Annotated in this window: 21 protein-coding genes; 20 read left to right on the top strand and 1 reads right to left on the bottom strand. The window is 34.5% G+C overall.

Annotated features, from left to right (window positions below; translation table 11 throughout):
• The first annotated feature begins 10 nt into the window (after window positions 1-10).
• From plsX to rpsN, 18 genes are all read left to right on the top strand, one after another.
• Window positions 11-1,009 (top strand): phosphate acyltransferase PlsX, encoded by a 999-nt coding sequence (plsX, locus tag FC86_RS05910; RefSeq protein WP_056975145.1) that lies wholly within the window; start codon window positions 11-13, stop codon window positions 1,007-1,009.
• A gap of 76 nt (window positions 1,010-1,085) precedes the next feature.
• Complete coding sequence (gene acpP / locus FC86_RS05905) at window positions 1,086-1,325, top strand: acyl carrier protein (RefSeq protein WP_056975144.1); 240 nt, start codon at window positions 1,086-1,088, stop codon at window positions 1,323-1,325.
• Window positions 1,326-1,464: 139 nt separating this feature from the next.
• Window positions 1,465-2,460, top strand: a complete 996-nt coding sequence (locus tag FC86_RS05900) for an ABC transporter ATP-binding protein (RefSeq protein WP_056975143.1) — start codon at window positions 1,465-1,467, stop codon at window positions 2,458-2,460.
• 24 nt (window positions 2,461-2,484) lie between these two features.
• The gene (locus tag FC86_RS05895; RefSeq protein WP_056975142.1) at window positions 2,485-3,432 is read left to right on the top strand and encodes an ABC transporter ATP-binding protein; all 948 of its coding nucleotides are present in this window, start codon (window positions 2,485-2,487) and stop codon (window positions 3,430-3,432) included.
• Window position 3,433: 1 nt separating this feature from the next.
• Window positions 3,434-4,396, top strand: coding sequence for an oligopeptide ABC transporter permease (gene opp4B, locus FC86_RS05890; RefSeq protein WP_056975141.1), 963 nt, complete (start codon window positions 3,434-3,436; stop codon window positions 4,394-4,396).
• 14 nt (window positions 4,397-4,410) lie between these two features.
• Window positions 4,411-5,328 carry an ABC transporter permease gene (locus FC86_RS05885; RefSeq protein WP_056975140.1) on the top strand — a complete coding sequence of 306 codons (918 nt, stop codon included), beginning with the start codon at window positions 4,411-4,413 and terminating at the stop codon, window positions 5,326-5,328.
• An 89-nt stretch (window positions 5,329-5,417) separates the two neighbouring features.
• On the top strand, window positions 5,418-7,187 hold the full coding sequence (locus tag FC86_RS05880) for an oligopeptide ABC transporter substrate-binding protein (RefSeq protein WP_056975139.1): 1,770 nt from the start codon (window positions 5,418-5,420) through the stop codon (window positions 7,185-7,187).
• A gap of 118 nt (window positions 7,188-7,305) precedes the next feature.
• Window positions 7,306-7,998, top strand: a complete 693-nt coding sequence (gene rnc / locus FC86_RS05875) for a ribonuclease III (protein WP_056975138.1) — start codon at window positions 7,306-7,308, stop codon at window positions 7,996-7,998.
• A gap of 13 nt (window positions 7,999-8,011) precedes the next feature.
• The gene (smc, locus tag FC86_RS05870) at window positions 8,012-11,569 is read left to right on the top strand and encodes a chromosome segregation protein SMC (RefSeq protein WP_056975137.1); all 3,558 of its coding nucleotides are present in this window, start codon (window positions 8,012-8,014) and stop codon (window positions 11,567-11,569) included.
• Window positions 11,570-11,578: 9 nt separating this feature from the next.
• Complete coding sequence (ftsY, locus tag FC86_RS05865) at window positions 11,579-12,949, top strand: signal recognition particle-docking protein FtsY (protein WP_056975136.1); 1,371 nt, start codon at window positions 11,579-11,581, stop codon at window positions 12,947-12,949.
• Between the two features lie 93 nt (window positions 12,950-13,042).
• On the top strand, window positions 13,043-13,381 hold the full coding sequence (gene ylxM / locus FC86_RS05860; protein WP_056975135.1) for a YlxM family DNA-binding protein: 339 nt from the start codon (window positions 13,043-13,045) through the stop codon (window positions 13,379-13,381).
• A 2-nt stretch (window positions 13,382-13,383) separates the two neighbouring features.
• On the top strand, window positions 13,384-14,820 hold the full coding sequence (gene ffh, locus FC86_RS05855) for a signal recognition particle protein (protein ID WP_056975134.1): 1,437 nt from the start codon (window positions 13,384-13,386) through the stop codon (window positions 14,818-14,820).
• A gap of 79 nt (window positions 14,821-14,899) precedes the next feature.
• The gene (gene rpsP / locus FC86_RS05850) at window positions 14,900-15,172 is read left to right on the top strand and encodes a 30S ribosomal protein S16 (RefSeq protein ID WP_056975133.1); all 273 of its coding nucleotides are present in this window, start codon (window positions 14,900-14,902) and stop codon (window positions 15,170-15,172) included.
• 62 nt (window positions 15,173-15,234) lie between these two features.
• Complete coding sequence (gene rimM, locus FC86_RS05845) at window positions 15,235-15,756, top strand: ribosome maturation factor RimM (RefSeq protein WP_056975132.1); 522 nt, start codon at window positions 15,235-15,237, stop codon at window positions 15,754-15,756.
• Window positions 15,746-16,477, top strand: coding sequence for a tRNA (guanosine(37)-N1)-methyltransferase TrmD (trmD, locus tag FC86_RS05840; protein WP_056975131.1), 732 nt, complete (start codon window positions 15,746-15,748; stop codon window positions 16,475-16,477). Before rimM ends, trmD begins: the two co-directional genes overlap by 11 nt.
• Before the next feature lie 124 nt (window positions 16,478-16,601).
• Entirely contained in the window at window positions 16,602-16,949 is a 348-nt protein-coding gene (rplS, locus tag FC86_RS05835; RefSeq protein WP_056975130.1) for a 50S ribosomal protein L19, read from the top strand.
• Between the two features lie 145 nt (window positions 16,950-17,094).
• On the top strand, window positions 17,095-17,244 hold the full coding sequence (gene rpmG, locus FC86_RS05830) for a 50S ribosomal protein L33 (RefSeq protein WP_056975129.1): 150 nt from the start codon (window positions 17,095-17,097) through the stop codon (window positions 17,242-17,244).
• Window positions 17,245-17,253: 9 nt separating this feature from the next.
• On the top strand, window positions 17,254-17,523 hold the full coding sequence (rpsN, locus tag FC86_RS05825) for a 30S ribosomal protein S14 (RefSeq protein ID WP_056975128.1): 270 nt from the start codon (window positions 17,254-17,256) through the stop codon (window positions 17,521-17,523).
• A gap of 77 nt (window positions 17,524-17,600) precedes the next feature.
• Here rpsN and FC86_RS05820 read toward each other — a convergent pair whose 3' ends face one another.
• Complete coding sequence (locus tag FC86_RS05820) at window positions 17,601-18,176, bottom strand: TetR/AcrR family transcriptional regulator (RefSeq protein WP_056975127.1); 576 nt, start codon at window positions 18,174-18,176, stop codon at window positions 17,601-17,603.
• Between the two features lie 129 nt (window positions 18,177-18,305).
• Between FC86_RS05820 and FC86_RS05815 the strand changes: the two genes are divergently transcribed.
• Both FC86_RS05815 and FC86_RS05810 read left to right on the top strand, forming a co-directional pair.
• Window positions 18,306-19,820 (top strand): DHA2 family efflux MFS transporter permease subunit, encoded by a 1,515-nt coding sequence (locus FC86_RS05815; protein WP_056975126.1) that lies wholly within the window; start codon window positions 18,306-18,308, stop codon window positions 19,818-19,820.
• Between the two features lie 12 nt (window positions 19,821-19,832).
• Window positions 19,833-20,585 (top strand): DUF4811 domain-containing protein, encoded by a 753-nt coding sequence (locus FC86_RS05810; RefSeq protein WP_056975125.1) that lies wholly within the window; start codon window positions 19,833-19,835, stop codon window positions 20,583-20,585.
• Window positions 20,586-20,607: the final 22 nt, after the last annotated feature.

Genomic DNA, 20,607 nt, shown 5'->3' with positions numbered 1-20,607 from the left:
AGACAAATTAATGAAAAGAATTGCAGTAGATGTTATGGGTGGCGACCAAGGGCCAAAAGCTGTTATTGATGGTGTTTTAATGGCTAGAGAAGAACTATCAGATTTTACTTTTGTACTTTATGGAAACGAAGATCAAATGAAAGCACATTTACCTGAAAACATGAAGCAAATTGAAATTGTGCATACTACTGAGGAAATATTAGGTGAAGATGAACCAGTTAAGTCAATTCGTCAAAAAAAAGATGCTTCAATGGTATTGGCCGCTAAATCTGTGAAAAATGGTGAAAATGATGCGTTACTTTCACTAGGAAATACAGGTGCACTACTTGCTTCAGGCATTTTTATTGTTGGTCGTATTAAGGGAATTGAAAGACCTGCATTGATGCCTGTACTTCCTGTTGAAAACTCAGATAAAGGCTTAACGTTATTAGATGCTGGTGCCAATGCATCTTGCAAGTCTAAACATATGGTTCAATGGGCAGAGATGGGAAGTTTTTATTCACAATCTATTCGTCATGTTGAAAATCCACGAGTTGCTTTGCTAAATAATGGGAGTGAGTTTGATAAAGGTGATGAATTGCATCAAGAAGTGTATCAATTATTGAGTGATCGACCTAATATTAATTTTATCGGTAATATTGAAGGAAACGAAGTTCTTCAAGGAAAAGCAGACGTACTTGTCGCAGATGGCTTTTCTGGTAATGTAATGTTGAAAACACTTGAAGGAACAGCTTCAACTATTATGGGAGTATTAAAAGAAAACCTACTTAATAATGGGTTAAAAGTAAAAGTGGGAGCTGGGTTAGCAAAACCTGCTTTTAAAGAAATCAGCAAACAATTTGATATGGCAATTTATGGTGGTGCTGTACTAATGGGTGCTAAGGCGCCAGTTATCAAGGTTCACGGTCGAGGAGACGGTCGCTCAATCTATTATGCTTTCCATCAAGTCGATGAAATGTTGAAACAAGATTTAGTTCAACAAGTAAAACAAGCATTTGATAAAAAATAGTTAATAATTATAGTAGACATTTGGAACTGATTGAACTAGAATTGTTGGGTAATCATTTTATTGGAGGTACCTAATTTTGAATAAAGAAGAAATTTTTGATAAAATTGCTGATTTGATTGCTGATCGCTTTGAAGTCAACAAAGATAAAATTGGTCCAGAATTAAATTTTAAGACAGATTTAGATGCAGATTCAATCGACTTTGTTGAATTTGTTCTTGAAATGGAAGATACATTTAGTTCAGAAATTCCAGATGAGGAAGCTGAAAAACTAACAACTGTTCAACAAGCTGTTGACTACGTTTACAACAATTTATAAAAAACAGTAGCTTAATAATTAAGCTACTGTTTTTTTACGTTGAAAAATTAATTTTTCATGATATAATTAATCCAATAATTAAATATTTAATAAATCTCTAATAAATTAAGATTTTTTAAATTGAACTGGAGGAATTTCATTGGAAAAACCAAGCGATTTGCTTTTAGATATTCAACACTTGCATACAGGTTTTCGATTAAAAGGAAAATTTTATGATGCGGTTGATGATGTCTCTTTAACATTGAGGAAGAATGAAATTCTAGCAATTGTTGGAGAATCAGGGTCAGGAAAAAGTACACTAGCTTCTAGTATTATTGGGCTTTATGACCAAAAGAACACAAGAGTTAGAGGAGATATTTTATTTAATGAGTTAAATCTCGTTGGATTAAATGAATCACTATTTAACCGAATTCGGGGAAAAGAAATTGGTATGATTTTTCAGGATCCATTAGCTGCACTAAATCCACTAATGCGTATTGGTGCGCAAATTGAAGAAACTTTGTACTATCACACAAAATTAAATGAAAAAGAACGAAAAACACGTGTTTTAGAGCTACTTGATCAAGTGGGAATCCCAGATCCTGTAAGAATTAGTCGTCAATACCCACACGAGCTTTCCGGTGGTATGCGTCAAAGAGTTATTATTGCGATTGCGATTGCTGATAAGCCTTCAATTCTGTTAGCAGATGAACCAACCACAGCTTTAGACGTAACAATTCAAGCCCAAATCTTAGATTTGTTAAAAGATATTCAAGATGAAACAAGTGCCGGAATTATTTTAATTACGCATGATTTAGGTGTTGTATCAGAAACGGCTGATAGAGTTGCGGTTATGTATGCTGGACAAATTGTTGAGGTAGCACCTGTTGATGAACTATTCACGAATCCTTTACATCCATATACCCGTTCACTACTTGAATCAATGCCGCAAACTGATGTGGATGATGAAGAATTGCATGTTATCGAAGGGACTGTTCCTTCATTAGATAAGATGATGACAGATGGTTGTCGATTTGCACCAAGAATTCCTTGGATTGATGCTACATCTCATGAAGAAGAACCAATTTTACACGAAGTTTCACCTGGGCATGAAGTTCGTTGTACTTGTTATCGAGATTTTTACTTTAAAAACTAAAATATGACGAATGGAGGATAAAAGATGTCATTAATACAAATCAAAGACTTGAAAATTCATTATCCAATTCGTTCAGGTTTCTTTAATCGAGTAACTGACCACGTCAGGGCGGTTGATGGAATTAACTTTGAAATCGAAGAGGGAGAAACTTACGGATTAATTGGTGAATCTGGAAGCGGTAAGTCTACAACAGGAAAAGCAATTGTAGGGTTAGAGGATGCTACATCAGGCCAAATTATTTATAAAGGTCATGACATTACCAAAGCAAGTGAACGTCGTAAATTAAAGTATAATCGCGACGTCCAAATGATTTTTCAAGATTCAATGTCTAGTTTGAATCCTAAGAAAAGAATTTTTGACATTATTGCTGAACCAATTAGAAACTTCGAAAGTCTTTCAAAGGAAGAAGAAAAGAAACGCGTTCAGGAATTATTAGACATTGTTGGGATGCCAAGCGATGCTTTATATAAATATCCACACGAATTTTCAGGTGGTCAAAGACAAAGAATTGGTGTTGCACGTGCGGTAGCCACTAAACCCAAGTTAATTATTGCCGACGAACCTGTATCGGCACTTGATTTATCAGTACAAGCACAAGTTTTAAACTTTATGAAGAAAATTCAAAAAGAATATAACATTAGTTACTTGTTCATTTCTCACGATTTAGGTGTTGTTCGTCATATGTGCGAGAACTTAGCTATTATGCATAGAGGTCGTTTAGTTGAGGTTGGGACAAGAGAAGACATTTATCATAATCCCCAACATATTTACACTAAGAGACTACTTGCTGCTATTCCTAAGATTGATCCGAAGAATAGAGAAGAACATAAAGCTCATCGCCAAGCTGTTGAAAAAGAATTTCTAGAAAATCAAGATAAGTGGTATAAAAATGGCCGCGTTTATCCATTACAACAAATTGGGAAAAGTCATTTTGTTGCTTTACCACAAGATAAATTAGAAGGGGGCCGATAATATGTGGAAGACAATCTTAAGACGTGTTTTGGTAATGATTCCGCAAATTATTATCTTGTCAATTCTAATCTTCTTTTTAGCTAAGATGATGCCAGGTGATCCTTTTACTGGATTGATTGATCCCAAAATGGACGTTAATACTATTGCTAAATTAAAACAAGAGTATGGATTAAATGATGCACCATGGGTGCAGTACTTGAACTGGGTAAAAAACTTGTTCCGTGGTGATTTAGGTATGAGCTATACTCAACATATGAGCGTTACTTCACTAATTGGTGATCGTGCTCAAAATACATTTTGGCTCTCCTTAGTAACAATTATCTTGTCCTATTTATTTGCAATTCCAATGGGAATTATTGCAGGGAGATATAAAGATAAATGGCCAGATCAAACAATTAGAATTTTTAATTACATCACATTTGCGATTCCTGGATTTGTAGCATATGTTTTAGCTTTGTGGTTATTTGGCTATTTATTAAATTGGTTTCCAACAACTGGGACAGTGAGTGTGTCGGTTGCACCGGGAATATTTAACTATATTCTAGATCGAGCCCATCATATTATCCTGCCTGCTTTAGTAGCTGCACTAATCAGTACAACGACAACCGTACAATATTTACGTACGGGAATTATTGACAATCAGGTAGAGGATTATGTTAGAACGGCTCGTTCAAAAGGTGTACCAGAACGTGTGGTATTTAATAAACACATTCTTAGAAACTCTTTGCTTCCTATTACAGCATTTATAGGTAATGTTATTGGTGCCCTATTGGGAGGAGCCGTTATGATTGAAACAGTTTTTAGTTATCCTGGTATGGGTAAACTTTTTATGGAGTCAATATCACAACGTGATTATCCTGTATTGACAGCGCTTATATTAATGTTTGGTATTTTAGCAATTGTTGGTAACCTGATTTCAGATATTGTTATGACAATTGTCGATCCTAGAATTAGAGTGAAGTAGGGAAGGGGGATAATATGTTATTTAACAAAGCAAACAAACAAAATATTAAAACTGAAGCAGGGGAACCTATTAGTCTTCCACCTTCTGGTTTTAAATTAGTATTAAAAGAACTTTTAAAAGACAAATTTGCTATATTTTCTATACTGGTTCTTGTTTTAATCCTGTTATTCACTTTTTTAGGATCTGCATTTGTGTCCAAGGAAAGTTTAGATACAAATATCTTAGATGGTCTAATGCCTGCATTTAGTTCGGGACATTTTTTAGGAACGGATGAAGGTGGGAAAGATATTTTATCGCTGTTAATTGTCGGTGGAAGAAACTCTATAGTCATTGGAATTAGTGTTACAGCAATTTCAATTATCCTGGGGTTAGTTATAGGGTTAATATCAGGCTATTTTGGAGGTGTCGTTGATGATATTTTTATGAGAATCATTGACTTTATTATGGTTTTACCCAGATTTATGATTATCATCATTTTAACTACTATTATTTCAAATTATAATGCGTTTACATTGATATTGTTAATTTCACTTTTTAGTTGGACCAGTTCAGCTAGATATTTTAGAAGTTTTGTTCTAGCACAGAGAGAGCGTGAATATGTGATGGCATCAAAGGCATCCGGATCTTCTAATGTAGCCATTATGTTTAGAGAAGTATTGCCTAATATAAGTTCTATGATAATTATTGATGTTGTGTTAGGTATAGCTGGAAATATCGGAATTGAAACTGGACTTTCGTTTTTGGGATATGGACTTCCAGCCTCTACTCCAAGTTTGGGGACATTGATTGGATATGCTAATGACCCAGTTAACATCATGAGTCGTCCATGGGTATGGTTACCAGCGGTTGTGATGTTACTGATTATTTCGTACATGATTAATTATGTTGGAACTGTCTTTCAACGTGCAGCAGACGCAAGACAAAGAAGATAATTAAAATATAATTAAAATATTTATTGATTTTTTAATTTAGGGGTGCTAATATCTCAAATATAGATTAAAACTGATGGAGGTTTAAAAGGATGGTATACAAAAAGAGAAAATGGTTGCTGCCAATTGCAACAGCTGCCATAGCAATGACGTTATCTGGTTGTAGTAATGGGAATGGAAGCAGCAATTCATCCCAAGAAGCAGAAACAAAAGACAAACAATTTCCTATTGCTGTTTCTAATAGGGCAAAGCCTATTGAAGGAGGAACCTTGAGTTACGGGATGGTTGCTAGCACACCGTTCACAGGTATTTTTAATTCAGCCTTATCAACTACTAGTGCAGATTCAACTGTTGCTCAATTTGGAGCTGAAGGATTGTTTAAAACTGATGATGATTATAAAATTGTAGATGGCGGTGCTGCTAATCTTAAATTAAATGTTGATGCAAAAACTGCTACAATTACAATTAATCCCAATGTTAAATGGTCGGATGGACAGCCTTTAACCGCAAAAGATGTCGTTTATTCCTATAAAATTATTGCAAACCCGGCAACAAAATCGACACGTTACACAGAAGCTCTGCAAAATATTGAAGGTATGGAAGACTATAATACCGGAAAATCAGATCAGATTTCTGGAATCACTTCACCAAATGGCGATGATGGAAACGAAGTAGTTTTAAAATTCAAAGAAATGAAGCCCGGAATGACTCAGTCTGGTAACGGTTACTTTTGGGAACAAGCATCACCAGAGCATCAACTGAAGGATGTTCCATTTGATAAGCTTGTTTCTTCAGATGAAATAAGAAAAACACCATTATATTATGGGCCATACAAGTTAAGTAATCTAGTGCCTGGACAATCGGTAGAGTGGGTACCAAACGAGTACTATTATGGAGAAAAGCCTAAGCTGGCTAAAATCACATTATCAGTTGTTAGCCCAAGCAATGCCACACAGGCTGCATTAAGTAACAAATATGATATGATTGATGTTCAAAATAATGCTTGGAACGAAGTTAAAAATGCACCTAATACTGAATTCATTGGAAAAATTCCTCTTACCTATTACTATTTAGGATTTAAAGTAGGTAAATGGGATGCTGACAAAGGTGAGAATGTTATGAATTCTAATTCCAAAATGAATGATAAAAATCTTCGTCAAGCTATGGGATATGCAATGAACATTGATCAAGTTTATGAAAAATATGCTAGTGGATTATCTTTTAGAGTCCCATCACTTATTCCTGAACAATTTGGTCAATTTTTCGATAAAAGTGTAAAAGGTTATGATTACAACTTAGACAAAGCTAATCAGTTGTTGGATGAAGCAGGATATAAGAAAAATGGAGATTACAGGACAGATAAAAATGGACAGCCTCTAGTTATTAATTTTGCTGCCATGTCAGGAAGTGCTATCCAAGAACCAATTATTCAAAACTATATTCAACAATGGAAAAAAATAGGCTTAAATGTGCAATTGACAACAGGAAGACTAATTGAACCAAACAGTTTTTACGATAAAATTCAAGCAGATAGTTCTGATATTGATATGTTTACAGCTGGATGGTCATTGTCTTCAGAACCTTCTCCAAATGATTTATACAGTCGAAAAGCACCATTTAATTATTCTAGGTTTGCTTCAGATGAACAAGACAAGTTATTGGCTGATATTGATTCAAAAGAATCATTCAATCAAAATCATCGTCAACAAGCCTTCTTCAAATGGCAAGAATGGATGAACGATAATGCTTATGTAATTCCTACTTACAATAGCTATGGTATTAAAGCGATAAACAAGCGTGTTGTCGGATATGACTTAACTCCTAGCTCTTCATGGGCATCAGTTGGTGTATCATCTAACTAAACAGGTTAACAAAATATAAAAAACACTTTTCAATTCAAGGAAAAGTGTTTTTTTGTGCGTTTTTTCTCAAACGACAAACTGGTATAATAGTATACAGAGACAGAAGGAGATTTTAAATATGGTTAGTTCGAAATTTACGAAAAAGTTACGAGACGATTTTCAAATAATATTTAAAGATATGAGTTTGCTTGATGAAGCATTTACGCATTCATCTTATTCAAATGAGCATCGCAATTTGGAACTAAAAAACTATGAAAAATTAGAGTTTTTGGGAGATGCGGTTTTAGAATTAGCTATTTCAGAGTTTCTGTATCATCAATTTCCTGACCTTGACGAAGGTGAATTGACACGTTTTCGATCAAACGTTGTTAGAACGGAAGGGTTTTCGAAATTTGCTAAAGAAGCAGAATTTGATCAAGAGATAATGCTTGGTAAAGGTGAGGAAAATAATGGTGCAAGACTAAGAAAAACATTGTTAGAGGATGTTTTTGAAGCTTTTAACGGTGCATTATTTTTAGATCAAGGAATGCCAGCAGTCTATCAATTTTTAAAAGTTACTGTTTTTCCAGATATTATAAAAGGAGATTTCTCTTATAATGCTGATTACAAAACACAACTTCAAGAATTACTGCAACAAAATGGGTCAGTAAAAATTAGCTACGAAACACTACGAGAAACAGGTAGTGATAATGATAAAATTTTTGAGGTTGCAGTTTATGCTGCAGGTGAAAAACTTGCTGAAGGAACTGGCGATTCTAAGAAAAAAGCAGAGCAACATGCAGCTAGTGAAGCTTTGAAAAAATTACAATAATGGAGTTGACGAAATGCCATTAAAGTCATTAACAATTAATGGATTTAAATCATTCCCAGACAAAGTTACTTTGGAATTTCCTAAGGGAATTACTGGTATTGTTGGTCCCAACGGAAGTGGTAAAAGTAATATTACCGAAGCTATGCGTTGGGTGATGGGAGAAACAAATGTTAGACATCTGCGTGGAGAAAATACGACAGATGTTATTTTTGGTGGAACTGCCATGAAAGCACCGTTAAATCGTGCCGAAGTTACGGTATCATTTGACAACCAAGCTAAACAATTGAATAGTGATTTTAAGGAAATTGAAATCACACGAACTATTTTTCGCAACGGCGATACTAATTATCAAATTAACCAACAAAATGTTAGGCTAAAAGACATTCATGATTTATTTATGGACTCTGGTTTATCTAAAGAGTCTTTTTCAATTATTTCGCAAGGTAGCGTAGAACAAATTTTCAATGCAAAACCTGCTGATCGTAGATCGGTAATTGAAGAAGCAGCGGGTGTATTAAAATTCAAACAGCAAAAAAAGACTGCGGAATTAAAACTAAAACAGACACAAGATAATTTAGTAAGAATTAACGATTTCGTTAAAGAATTAGAGACTAGAATTGAACCGTTAAAGCAGCAAAAAAGTTTAGCGGAAGAGTATCACACACAAAAAAATGGGTATGATTCTAAAAATAAAATCGTACTAACTTTAGAAACCAACGACCGTGTTAATAAGCAAGAGCAAACACGCAACCAAAATAACCAAACAAAACAAAAACTACAAAAATTAGATCGTGTCGTTGCCTCTACACAGCAACAACTAGAAGAATATCGAAAAGAGCGTCATAGTCTTAGAGATAGACAAGATCAATTGCAAGCGGACTACAACAAACTTGTGAATCAAAATTATGAAATTAAAACACAATTAGCTGTTTATGATCAAAGTACAGAATTTGATGAAACGAATCGAAAAGAACTAAAAACCCGTCAAGATGAGTTGCAAAGCCGCCAACAGCAGCTCGAAAAAGAGTTAGGTGAAAAAGAAAAGCAATTAAATACGGTTACTCAACAATATAATCAGTTAAAGGACCAAGAACGCGAACTTAAGACTAAGGTATCTCAAGATCCAGGCAAGTTACAAAAAGATTTAGAATCTCTAAGAGATGATTACATCGATAACTTGCAAAATAAAACGACGTTATCTAATCAAATTATTTTTGCCGAGACGGCTATTAATCAACTTAAAGGTGAATTAACCTCCCCTGAAGTTAAAGAGTTAGAATCAAATTCAGTTAGTCTTGATGCCCAAATTGAAAAAGTTACGCAAGAAAAGCAGACACAAAAAAATTGGTTAGATAAACTGGAAACGGAAGTTGCTGATAGCCTAACTGCTATTGAAAAATCAACAGCTACAGTAGTGAAGAAGCAAAAAGAACGTAGTGAGTTAAAAGAGCTTGCTCAAGGAACAAAAGCCCAGCTACAAGCTCTTAAACGATTACATGACAACCATGAAGGTTACTTTCAGGGTGTTAAATCTGTTTTGAATCATAAATCTGAATTTCCTGGGATTTTAGGTGTCGTCAGCGAACTGATTGATTTTGATAGTCGTCATCAACTAGCTTTAGACACAGCTTTAGCAAGTAATGCCCAAAATTTAGTATCGAAAACTCAAGATAATGCTAAAAATGCGATTAAAACATTAAGGGAAAAGAATTTAGGACGAGCAACCTTTTTACCATTAGATCAATTAAGACAGCAGGTATTGTCAACAGAAGTTAAAAAGATACTAAAAACGACTTCAGGATATCTCGGAACAGCTTCTGATTTAGTCTCTTGTTCAGATGAAGTTAAGCCAGCGGTTATCCATCTTTTAGGTCGAATTATTGTGATGGATAACCTAGATCATGCAACACAATTAAGCCGCTTACTAGAACAAAGACACCATATTGTGACTTTAGATGGTGATTATTTAAGCCCTGGCGGACAAATGTCAGGTGGTTCACACAATAAGAATAGTCAATCACCATTGCTAATCAAGAAACAATTGGAAGATCTCACAGCTAAAAGCCAAGCGTTTGATAGTCAGATTGCTGAAGTTCAGTCACACTTACAACAAGAAATTACTGAAAAACAGCGCTTGGAAAAAATTCAAGCTGAAAATACCAATAAGGTAGCGGAAGTAAAATCTGAGTTAATGGATTTTGATAATCAAATTAACCGTATTCAAGATGAAAAACAATCGCTAACAAAACAGTTGAACTACTTAAGACACGGATTACAAGCTAAAAAGTCCGAATTAGAAAAACAACAAGCACAATATGATCAACTAAACACACAAAAAGTTAAAGCTGAACAAGACGTTGAGAAAGTACAACGAAAAATAAAAGAAACACAGGCACAAATTCAAAACTTTGATCAAATATCTCAGCATGTACAAGCACAATTAAACGAATTGTTACCTGAAATTGCCGTTTTCAAGACTAAGCAAGAAAACTATCAATCTCAAATCACTGAAAAACAAGCTGATATCAAACAATCTCAACAACAACAAGCACAACTACAAGAAAAATTAATACATTTAAGTCAAGCAAAAGAGAAAAACTCACAAGACTTAGACAAACAGAAGAAAAAATTCGAGCAAAACCAAGTAACAATTACAACTTTAAATCAACAAATCAAAGAAACAGCACAAAAACTATCTGTTGTTGAAAATAAAGTTGCAACACTTGAAACAGATTATACTAAGCATTATGATTCAAGAAAAATAGTTGCTGAAGCTCAAGAAAAAGAAAGCAATCAATTAGCTATTTTGAAATCAGAAATCAATACGCGCTTAGAAACTTTAAATCAGGATTATCATCTAACTTTTGAAAAAGCCATGTCTGATATTGGGAATCCAGAAGAGGTCAATATCAATCAACTGCAACACGAAATCAAGTTGCACAAGTTATCGCTTGAAGATATTGGACCGGTGAACTTGGGAGCCATTGAAGAATATAAGGAAGTCAAAGAACGGTATGATTTTCTGCATCAACAGCAAGAAGATTTATTATCAGCTAAATCAACGTTAGAAAACACAATGAATGAAATGGATAAAGAAGTTTCGACACGTTTTAAAGAAACGTTTGAGCAAGTTAGCGCAGCATTTGCGGATATTTTCCCTAAAATGTTTGGCGGAGGTCATGCAAAACTTGCCTTAACTGATGAAACTGATATTTTAAATACTGGGATTGATATTATTGCGCAACCGCCAGGCAAAAAGCTACAAAGCTTAAGTCTACTATCCGGTGGGGAACGTGCATTGACAACAATTACGTTGTTGTTTGCTATTTTAAAAGTGCGTCCAGTGCCGTTTTGTATTTTGGATGAAGTAGAAGCATCACTTGATGAAGCCAATGTTGATAGATTCGCCCAATTCTTGAAGAATTATGATTTAACAACGCAATTTATCATGATTACACATAGAAAAGGGTCGATGGCACAGGCAGATCAATTATATGGGGTTATGATGCAAGAATCTGGTATTTCTAGTTTGCTGTCAGTCTCATTAAGTGAAATTGAACAACAATTGTAGGAGGTTATCATGGGATTATTTGATCGTATAAAAAAATCCATTTTTGGAGATAAAAAAGAACAAGAAGATAAGAAAGAATCAGCTGAATTAGAAGAAGCACAAGAACAACCGTCTGATGAAGAACCAAAAGAGGCAGACTCTGCTCAAAATCCAGTTGATGCTGAAGAAACAAATCAGGATAGTGAGGCAACTGATGAACCTGAAATGGAACCCACTAAAGAAGTGGATAAAGAAGAGTCGGTTGTAAAAGAAACTAAAGAAAACGCTGATTCAAAAGAGGAAAGCTCTGAACAAGAGCCAGCGGATGAGGACAACCAAGAACAAAGTAGTAGTGATGAGGTATCGACTCAAACAGTTGACGAAGTTGAAGAAGAAACTGATACAGAGATAGAACAACCAACTTCTGAAGAAGTTCAAGCCGAAGAAGAATCAGAAGATGATGAAGAGGAAAAGACAGAACATCTATATGAAAAAGGACTGGAAAAGACTAACCGTTCCTTTGGAGATAAGTTAAACGCTTTCTTTGCTAATTTCAGACGTATTGACGAAGATTTTTTTGATGATTTGGAAGACTTACTAATTGAATCAGATGTTGGTTATGAAACGTCCATGAACTTAGTAGAGGCTTTAAGAGATGAAGCTAAATTAAAAAATGCAAAATCAAAACAAGCTTTAAAAGAAGTTATCGTTGAAAAATTAGTAGGTCTTTATGAAAATCCTGGTGAAGAAGATGAAGGGCTGACTTACAATGAAGCCAACAAGCCTAACATTTATTTGTTTGTGGGTGTTAATGGTTCAGGTAAAACAACAACGGTTGGTAAATTAGCAGCACAATTAAGATCACAAGGTAAATCAGTTATGTTAGTAGCAGCCGATACATTTAGAGCAGGAGCTGTTCAACAACTTGTTCAATGGGGAGAACGTGTGGGCGTTAATGTGGTTACTGGACCAGAAAAAGCTGATCCAGCTTCTGTTGTTTTTGAGGGTGTCAAACGAGCTTACGATCAAGAAGTGGACTATCTATTAATTGATACGGCGGGTCGTTTGCAAAACAAAGTTAACCTGATGAATGAGTTAGATAAAATCAAACGTACCATTCAAAAAACATTTAAAGACCAACCGGAAGAAACATTATTAGTTTTGGATGGTTCTACTGGACAAAACGCAATGAGTCAGGCAAAAGAATTTAATCAAGTGACACAAATATCCGGTATTGTTTTGACTAAATTAGATGGATCTTCACGTGGTGGTATTGTTATTGCTATCCGTAATGAAATGAATATTCCAGTTAAATTAGTGGGATTAGGGGAACAGGTGGGAGACCTAGCACCATTTGATACTGAGAAATTTGCATTAGGATTATTTAAGGGATTAATTTAGGAAGATTGGCCAAATAAGGCCAATTTTTTTGTATAATAGAAGTAATTGACGAATTAAAAAAAGTCCTTTAACCTTATGCAAGGAGGTCAACGTATGAGTTTAGAAAAAACGCAGTATTTAACCCAGTTGTTTTCGTTTTATGGACCTCTGCTAACTGCAATGCAACAGCGTTACTTTGAAGATTATTATTTTAATGATTTATCACTTGCTGAAATTTCAGAAAATGCGGAGGTTTCGCGACAAGCAGTTTATGATAATCTCAAACGAACGACACGTTTGCTAGAAGATTACGAATCTAAATTGAATTTAAATCGTAATTTTTTAGCCATTGAACAGTTAAGTCAACAAGCACTATCATTGATTGATAAGCAAAATTATATTGAAACCAAAGATACTATCCGAAAAATTAGACAAATAATAGAGGAGAACTAAGTATGGCATTTGAAGGCTTAAGTGAACGTATTCAAAATGCGTTATCCGGCTTACGTAAAAAGGGTAAAGTTACCCAAACTGATATTAATCAAGCAACTCGTGAAATTCGTTTAGCATTACTTGAAGCGGATGTTAACTTTAAAGTTGTAAAAGAGTTTATTGCGAAAATCAAAGAGCGTGCACTTGGATCTGAAGTACTTGATAGTTTGACACCAGGTCAACAAATTATCAAAATTGTTAATGAAGAGTTAACACAGATGATGGGTGAGTCAGCTGTTGCATTGAATAAATCTGACAAAATTCCAACAGTTATTATGATGGTTGGACTTCAAGGTACGGGTAAAACGACTACAGCAGGTAAATTAGCTAATCGTTTGATGGCTGAACAAAAAGCACGTCCGTTGCTAATTGCAGCCGATATTTATCGTCCAGCTGCTGTTGACCAATTGAAAGTGATTGGGAACCAATTAGAAGTCCCTGTGTATGAAGAAGGTGTCAACAATTCCGCCGAAGATATTGTTAGACATGGGATGCAACAAGCAAAAGAAAACAAAAATGATTATGTTATTATCGATACGGCGGGACGTCTTGAAATTGATGAATCCTTAATGGATGAATTAAAAAACGTTAAAGAAATTGCTCAACCTGACAATATTGTTTTAGTGGCCGATGCAATGACAGGTCAAGCTGCTGCAACAGTAGCTGATGGTTTTAATCAAGCACTTGATATTACTGGGGTTATTTTAACAAAATTAGATGGTGATACTCGTGGTGGTGCGGCTTTATCTATCCGTTCTATTACCAACAAGCCAATTTTATACGTCGGAGAAGGAGAAAAATTATCTGACTTGGATATTTTCCACCCCGATAGAATGTCTAACCGTATTTTGGGTATGGGTGACATGATGAGTTTGATTGAAAAAGCTCAACAAGATTACGATGAGAAAAATGCACAAGAATTAGCAGAAAAAATGCGTGAAAACACATTTGATTTCAATGATTTTATTGCACAAATGGATCAAATTCAAAGCATGGGGCCAATTGATGAACTAATGAAGATGATTCCAGGTATGGCTAATAACCCCGCACTTCAAAACATTAATATAGGTGAAAAAGATATTGCACACTTAAAAGCAATTGTATATTCAATGACTCCTGAAGAACGTGAAAATCCAGATATTTTAACGCCTTCTCGTCGTCGTCGTATTGCAGCAGGTTCTGGTCGTAATATTCAAGAAATTCACCGCATGATTAAACAATTTAAACAATCAAAAGAAATGATGCAAAAAGTATCAAAAGGAAATACCAGTGATCTTGAAGGAATGCTTGGTGGTGGAATGAAGGGTAAAATGGGTAAGATGGCCATGAATTCCATGATGAAACGTTCTCAAAAGAAAAAGAAAAAACGTCTTAAAAAAGCTAAAAGATTCAAATCATAATCTGTTAAGTAAAAACCCTTTACAACTTAAAATATCCATGCTAAACTAATTAAGTTAATAAAAATAGGAGGTCATTAATATGGCAGTTAAAATTCGTATGCGTCGTATGGGTTCAAAACGTAAACCTTTCTACCGTCTAGTGGTAGCAGATTCAAGATCACCTCGTGATGGTCGTTTTATCGAAGAAGTAGGTTACTACAATCCAGTTTCAAACCCAACACAATTAAAATTAGAAGAAGATTCAATTTTAGAATGGTTACAAAAAGGTGCTCAACCTTCAGATACAGTTCGTAGCTTGTTATCTGGTGCTGGAATCATGACAAAATTACACGAATCAAAATACTCTAAATAAATTTTCAAAAGCTTAAATGAGATAACTTCATTTAAGCTTTTTTTCTGAAAGGAGTTAAATCCATGTTAACTAAATATGAAGTAGGGAAAATTGTTAATACTCATGGAATAAAGGGAGAATTAAAAGTTTTTCCATCGACAGATTTTATTGAAGAACGCTTTGCACCGGGCATGTCTTTGGTTATTGAACACCAAAAACAAGAAATTGAAGTGACAGTTAAAAGCACACGTTCTGTTAAAAACTTTTTACTAGTGCTATTTGAAGGGCTAGAAGATATTAACCTCGTCGAAAAATATAAAAGTGACTTACTTTATGTAGCAAAAGAAAATATGCAAGAGTTGGAAGAAGGCGCTTATTATTATCATGAAATTATTGGGCTTGAAGTTATTGATTTAGATAAAGATGAAGTGCTTGGCAAAGTAACTGAAATTTTTCCAACTGGTGCAAATGATGTTTGGACAATTGAAAAACCCGGGCGAAAAGATGTTTTGATCCCATTCTTAAACCAAATCGTTAAAAAAATCGATTTGGAGCAAAATAAGGCTTGGGTAGAAGTACCTGAGGGGTTAATTGATGAAAATTAATGTTTTGACACTGTTTCCAGATATGTTTGACGCAATGAAACACTCAGTTGTTGGGAAAGCCATTGAAAATGAAAAGCTAAACTTAAATGTGATTGATTTTCGTAAATTTACAAAAGATAAGCAAATGCATGTTGATGATGCACCTTATGGTGGTGGACCAGGTATGGTATTACAAGTTCAACCAATTGCCAGTGCATTGTCTGAGATTGAAGACAAACAAAAAGTTGTGATTTTAGCACCCACAGGAAAACCTTTTAATCAAAAGATGGCAACAGATTGGGCTAACAACTATAATAATATTACTTTTATCTGTGGTCATTACGAAGGATTTGATCAGCGCGTTTATCAATATGCGACTGATGTTGTGTCCATTGGTGATTTTATTTTGACCGGTGGGGAAATTCCAACAATGGCAATGATTGATTCAACAGTAAGACTAATTCCAGGTGTTTTAGGTAATGAAGATTCAGCAAGTGATGAATCTTTTTCTGATGGGTTATTGGAATACCCACAATATACACGTCCAGCGGAATTTGAAGGACAAAAAGTGCCGGATGTTTTATTAAGTGGTCATCATGCTAACATTAAGTCTTGGCGCGAAAAACAGTCCTTAAAAAATACGTATTTGTATCGTCCAGATTTAATAGAAAATAAAACTTTGAATTTAAGGCAGCATCAATTATTACAAGAAATTAAACAAGAACTAGCTAAACAATCTTAAAAAGAAGTAACGTTGACTTTTAAAAACAATACTGATAAAATTAAAAATTGTGATATCTATCACTAATAAATCGGATACTCCGCTGGTCGAATTGATTAAGAGTGTCGACAAAGGAGAAAAAATCATGAATCAATTAATCAAAGATTTAACACAAGACCAATTAAAAACAGATCTTCCTGACTTCCGTGCTGGAGATACAGTTCGTGTTCACGCAAAAGTTGTTGAAGGTACTCGCGAACGTATCCAAATCTTCGAAGGTGTTGTTATCAAAAGAAGAGGAACTGGCGTAAGCGCAAGCTACACAGTTCGTAAAATCAGTGGTGGTGTTGGTGTAGAACGTACATTCCCACTACACACACCTCGTGTTGCTCAAATCGAAGTAACTCGTCAAGGTCGTGTACGTCGTGCTAAACTTTACTACCTACGTAACCTACGTGGTAAAGCAGCAAGAATCCCAGAAAAAAGAAGATAATTCTATTTTTCATAATAAAAAGCTATTACTTGTTAAAAGTAATAGCTTTTTTGTTTAAAGAACTGGTTTGACAAACAGATATAATATGGTAATATTTGATTCAAATGGTAATACTTACTATTTGAAAGTGAAAGAAGGTAATAATATGAGACAAAATATTCTTTTAGAATGTGCAGAAACTGGTGAAAGATTGTATTTAACTAATAAAAATAAACGTAATAACCCTGAACGTTTAGAATTTAAAAAATACTCACCTAAAAAACGTCAACGTATGATGTTTAAAGAAACCAAATAAGGAGATTAAATGGCTAAAAAATCAAAAATTGCAAAAGCAAGTAAACAAAGAGAACTAATCAGTCGTTACGCGGCAATTAGACAAGAGCTTAAAGCAAAAGGTGACTATGCAGCACTTGCCAAATTACCGAAAGAGTCAAATCCCAATCGTTTACAAAATCGAGATTCACTAGATGGTCGCCCTAGAGGTTATATGAGAAAGTTCAAGTTATCACGTTTGAACTTTAGACAATTGGCTTTGAAAGGCCAGATTCCGGGTGTGAAAAAAGCCAGCTGGTAAAAAACCAAAAACTTGGAGCATTATTCAAGTTTTTGGTTTTTTTAATGAACAAAATATCTGGATGCTATTAAAAGTATTTACATATTTTCAATAGCATAAGTAAATCCTTTCTGAAAAATATCACTTAGTAAATCAGCGAGTTCTTTAGCTGACAACTTTTTCTTAGGAGATGCCCAGTATTTATAAGTTTGAATGATTATATCAATTGAAAATTCTTTGAGTAGTGATAACTTATCATTTGAAGCAGTTTCATATTTTGAATTTTCAAAGAATTTTTCAATCATAATATGTCTAAGCCTTACTTCGAAGCTAGGATCACCATTTGGTCCCAGTAGTATGTGGATAGCAGGTGCATATTTATCAATTGCCAAAAACAAATGCATCATTGCATTAGGATCAGCAATATCAATATCTGGATTTTTTTGCATCCATTTTTTTCGATTCTCTCTAATATGTGCCATGATATAGCATTCAATATGCCCTGCTAGTTGATATTTATCTTCATAATAACGATAAAAACTACTACGATGAATACCTGCTTGTTGGACAATGTCATTTATTGTGACGTCGTCGAATTTTTTATCTTTAAGTATCTTAAGAAAAGCACGTCTTATATTTTCTTGTGTAAGATTTGTTTTGTTTTCGTAAGCCATAATGTCGCTCCTTAAAATGATGTAACAAAATGAGACATAATGACTTATTTTGTTGTAGCTAATCTACCAGATTAAGCGTATAGTTTCAAATGAAATTTCAACTAATATTAACTCATAGGAGGAAGAAAAATGAATACAAAAAATCAAGCTTCAGATATTCATGGCAAAAGTTACAGTAGAATTAGCGTCATGCTCTTAATTTTACTTGCAACTTTTGCAGGTATTTTAATGCAAACATCGCTTGGAACAGCAATTCCAACGTTGATGAAGGAATTTGATATTAACTTAAGCACTGCACAACAAGCAACGACTTGGTTTCTGTTAGCTAATGGGGTTATGATTCCCTTAACAGCTTATTTAGCAACAAGAGTGTCAACACGATTGCTGCATATTATCGCTTATGCTATTTTAGCATTAGGAATCTCAATAACGGCACTAACGCCAGCTACTAACTCAGCGTGGTTTATGTTTTTAATTGGACGTGTGCTAGCAGCAATTGCAGTTGGTGTTATGATGCCTTTAATGCAGATTGTTATTTTAAATATGTTCTCAATCAAACAAAGAGCAACAGCGTTGGGGCTTAGCGGTTTGGTTATCGGGATGGGGCCAGCTATTGGTCCAACACTTTCAGGATGGATTTTAGACCAAAACCACGTTATTTTTGGATTAACGATTTCAAATTCATGGCGTACAATATTTATTATTCCATTGATTGTCATAATTATTGCTCTTGTTTTGAGTCCTTTTATTATGAAAGATGTCATTCCTAACAAAAAAGTTAAATTGGATATTTTATCATTATTTTATTCAGTAATTGGTTTTGGATTATTCTTGTTAGGATTTACAAATGTTGCAACAGACGGTTGGACAGATGTATTGAATGTTATTTCACCTATTGTTTTGGGAATGGTCTTATTAGCAGTATTTGTCTTACGTCAATTGAAACTAGAAGTGCCTTTTTTAGATATTAAGGTATTTAAAGTTAAGGAATTTACAATTACAACTATTACATTAATTCTAGTAACTATGGCTATGTATGGTGTTGAAATGATGTTACCTACTTACTTGCAAAATGTTCACGGGTTAACACCATTGAACTCAGGCCTTACCTTGCTAGGTGGAGCATTGATGATGGGGATTATCTCACCAGTTGCAGGTGTTTTATACAACAAGGTGGGGGTAAAACGCTTAGTTCTAGTTGGGCTTTCAATTATTGCCATTGGAACAGTTCCGTTTGTCTTCTTATCAGAATCGACACCCACTCATATTATTACAGTAATGTACGCTGTAAGAATGTTAGGAGTAGCACTAACAATGATGCCGTTAACGACGCGAGCAATGTCAGCTCTTCCAACTGAAATGTCAACGCATGCAACAGCTGCAAATAATACAATGAGACAAGTTTCATCTTCTATCGTTGTTGCTTTACTGACATCAGTTACACAGAATATTATGAATACTAATGCGCCAAATGCTGCCTTAAAAACATTGGATCCAATTAAATATGGTGCACAAAGTTTAACAGCATCTATGGATGGATTTAGAGTGGCTTTTGCTATTGGTTTAAGCTTTGCGGTAGTTGGTTTAATAATTGCATTGTTTATTACAAACCAAAAACCGGAGACTTTAGAAAAAGATAAATAGGGGGTGCTAACATTGATTATTTATATTGTAATTATATTCACATTATTGACACTATTTTCATGGTTCTTAATCAAACCTAAGTTGCTGAGGGTTGTATTAGGAACGATTTCTTCTGCGTTATTGTTACTTTCTAGTTTATCGATTGTCGCAAATACGGCATATCATTTTGGAATGGAAGAAAAAACAGTAGTTAATACAGCAGAAATTTATACGGCTGGTCAAAAAGAATCACCGGTTAACTTATTGATTGCTAATCAAATTGGTACTCAATCTGGTAATTATGCGATGAACTTTAGAGACAGCCAAGATTCACAAGACCCAACCACTCATTTTGTACCTGACCAATCCCATATGGCTGAATCTGTTAAAAAATCAGCCACTTACAAAATAGTAGATGAACAAACATCAGCTAAATTGATAACTACAACCACAAAATGGCAGTTTTCTTCTGACTTTTATAAAACTTTATTTAAAGTAGAAGATTCGGATTCTGAGTTAATTTCAGAAAAAAATGAAATTACCGTGCCAAAATCAAATTGGTTAGTACTATCAGCAGATCAAGCTAAGAGTTTAGCGGAAAAACAACAAGCAATGACCGATGAACAAAAGCAAGCTCAACAAACACAACTTAAGCAAGAAGTAGCAAAGCAAGTTCAAACTTATCAGGCACAAAATCCGGGTGCAAATCAACAACAGCTAGCAGAATATACTCAACAAGTATCAACACAACTGACGTTACAAATGATGAATTCATTAATAAACTAAAAAAACAATTCCTGATACCAGG

Source organism: Holzapfeliella floricola DSM 23037 = JCM 16512 (assembly GCF_001436605.1).
In the GTDB taxonomy this organism is placed as follows: domain Bacteria; phylum Bacillota; class Bacilli; order Lactobacillales; family Lactobacillaceae; genus Holzapfeliella; species Holzapfeliella floricola.
This window is presented reverse-complemented; position numbering and strand designations above follow the sequence as displayed.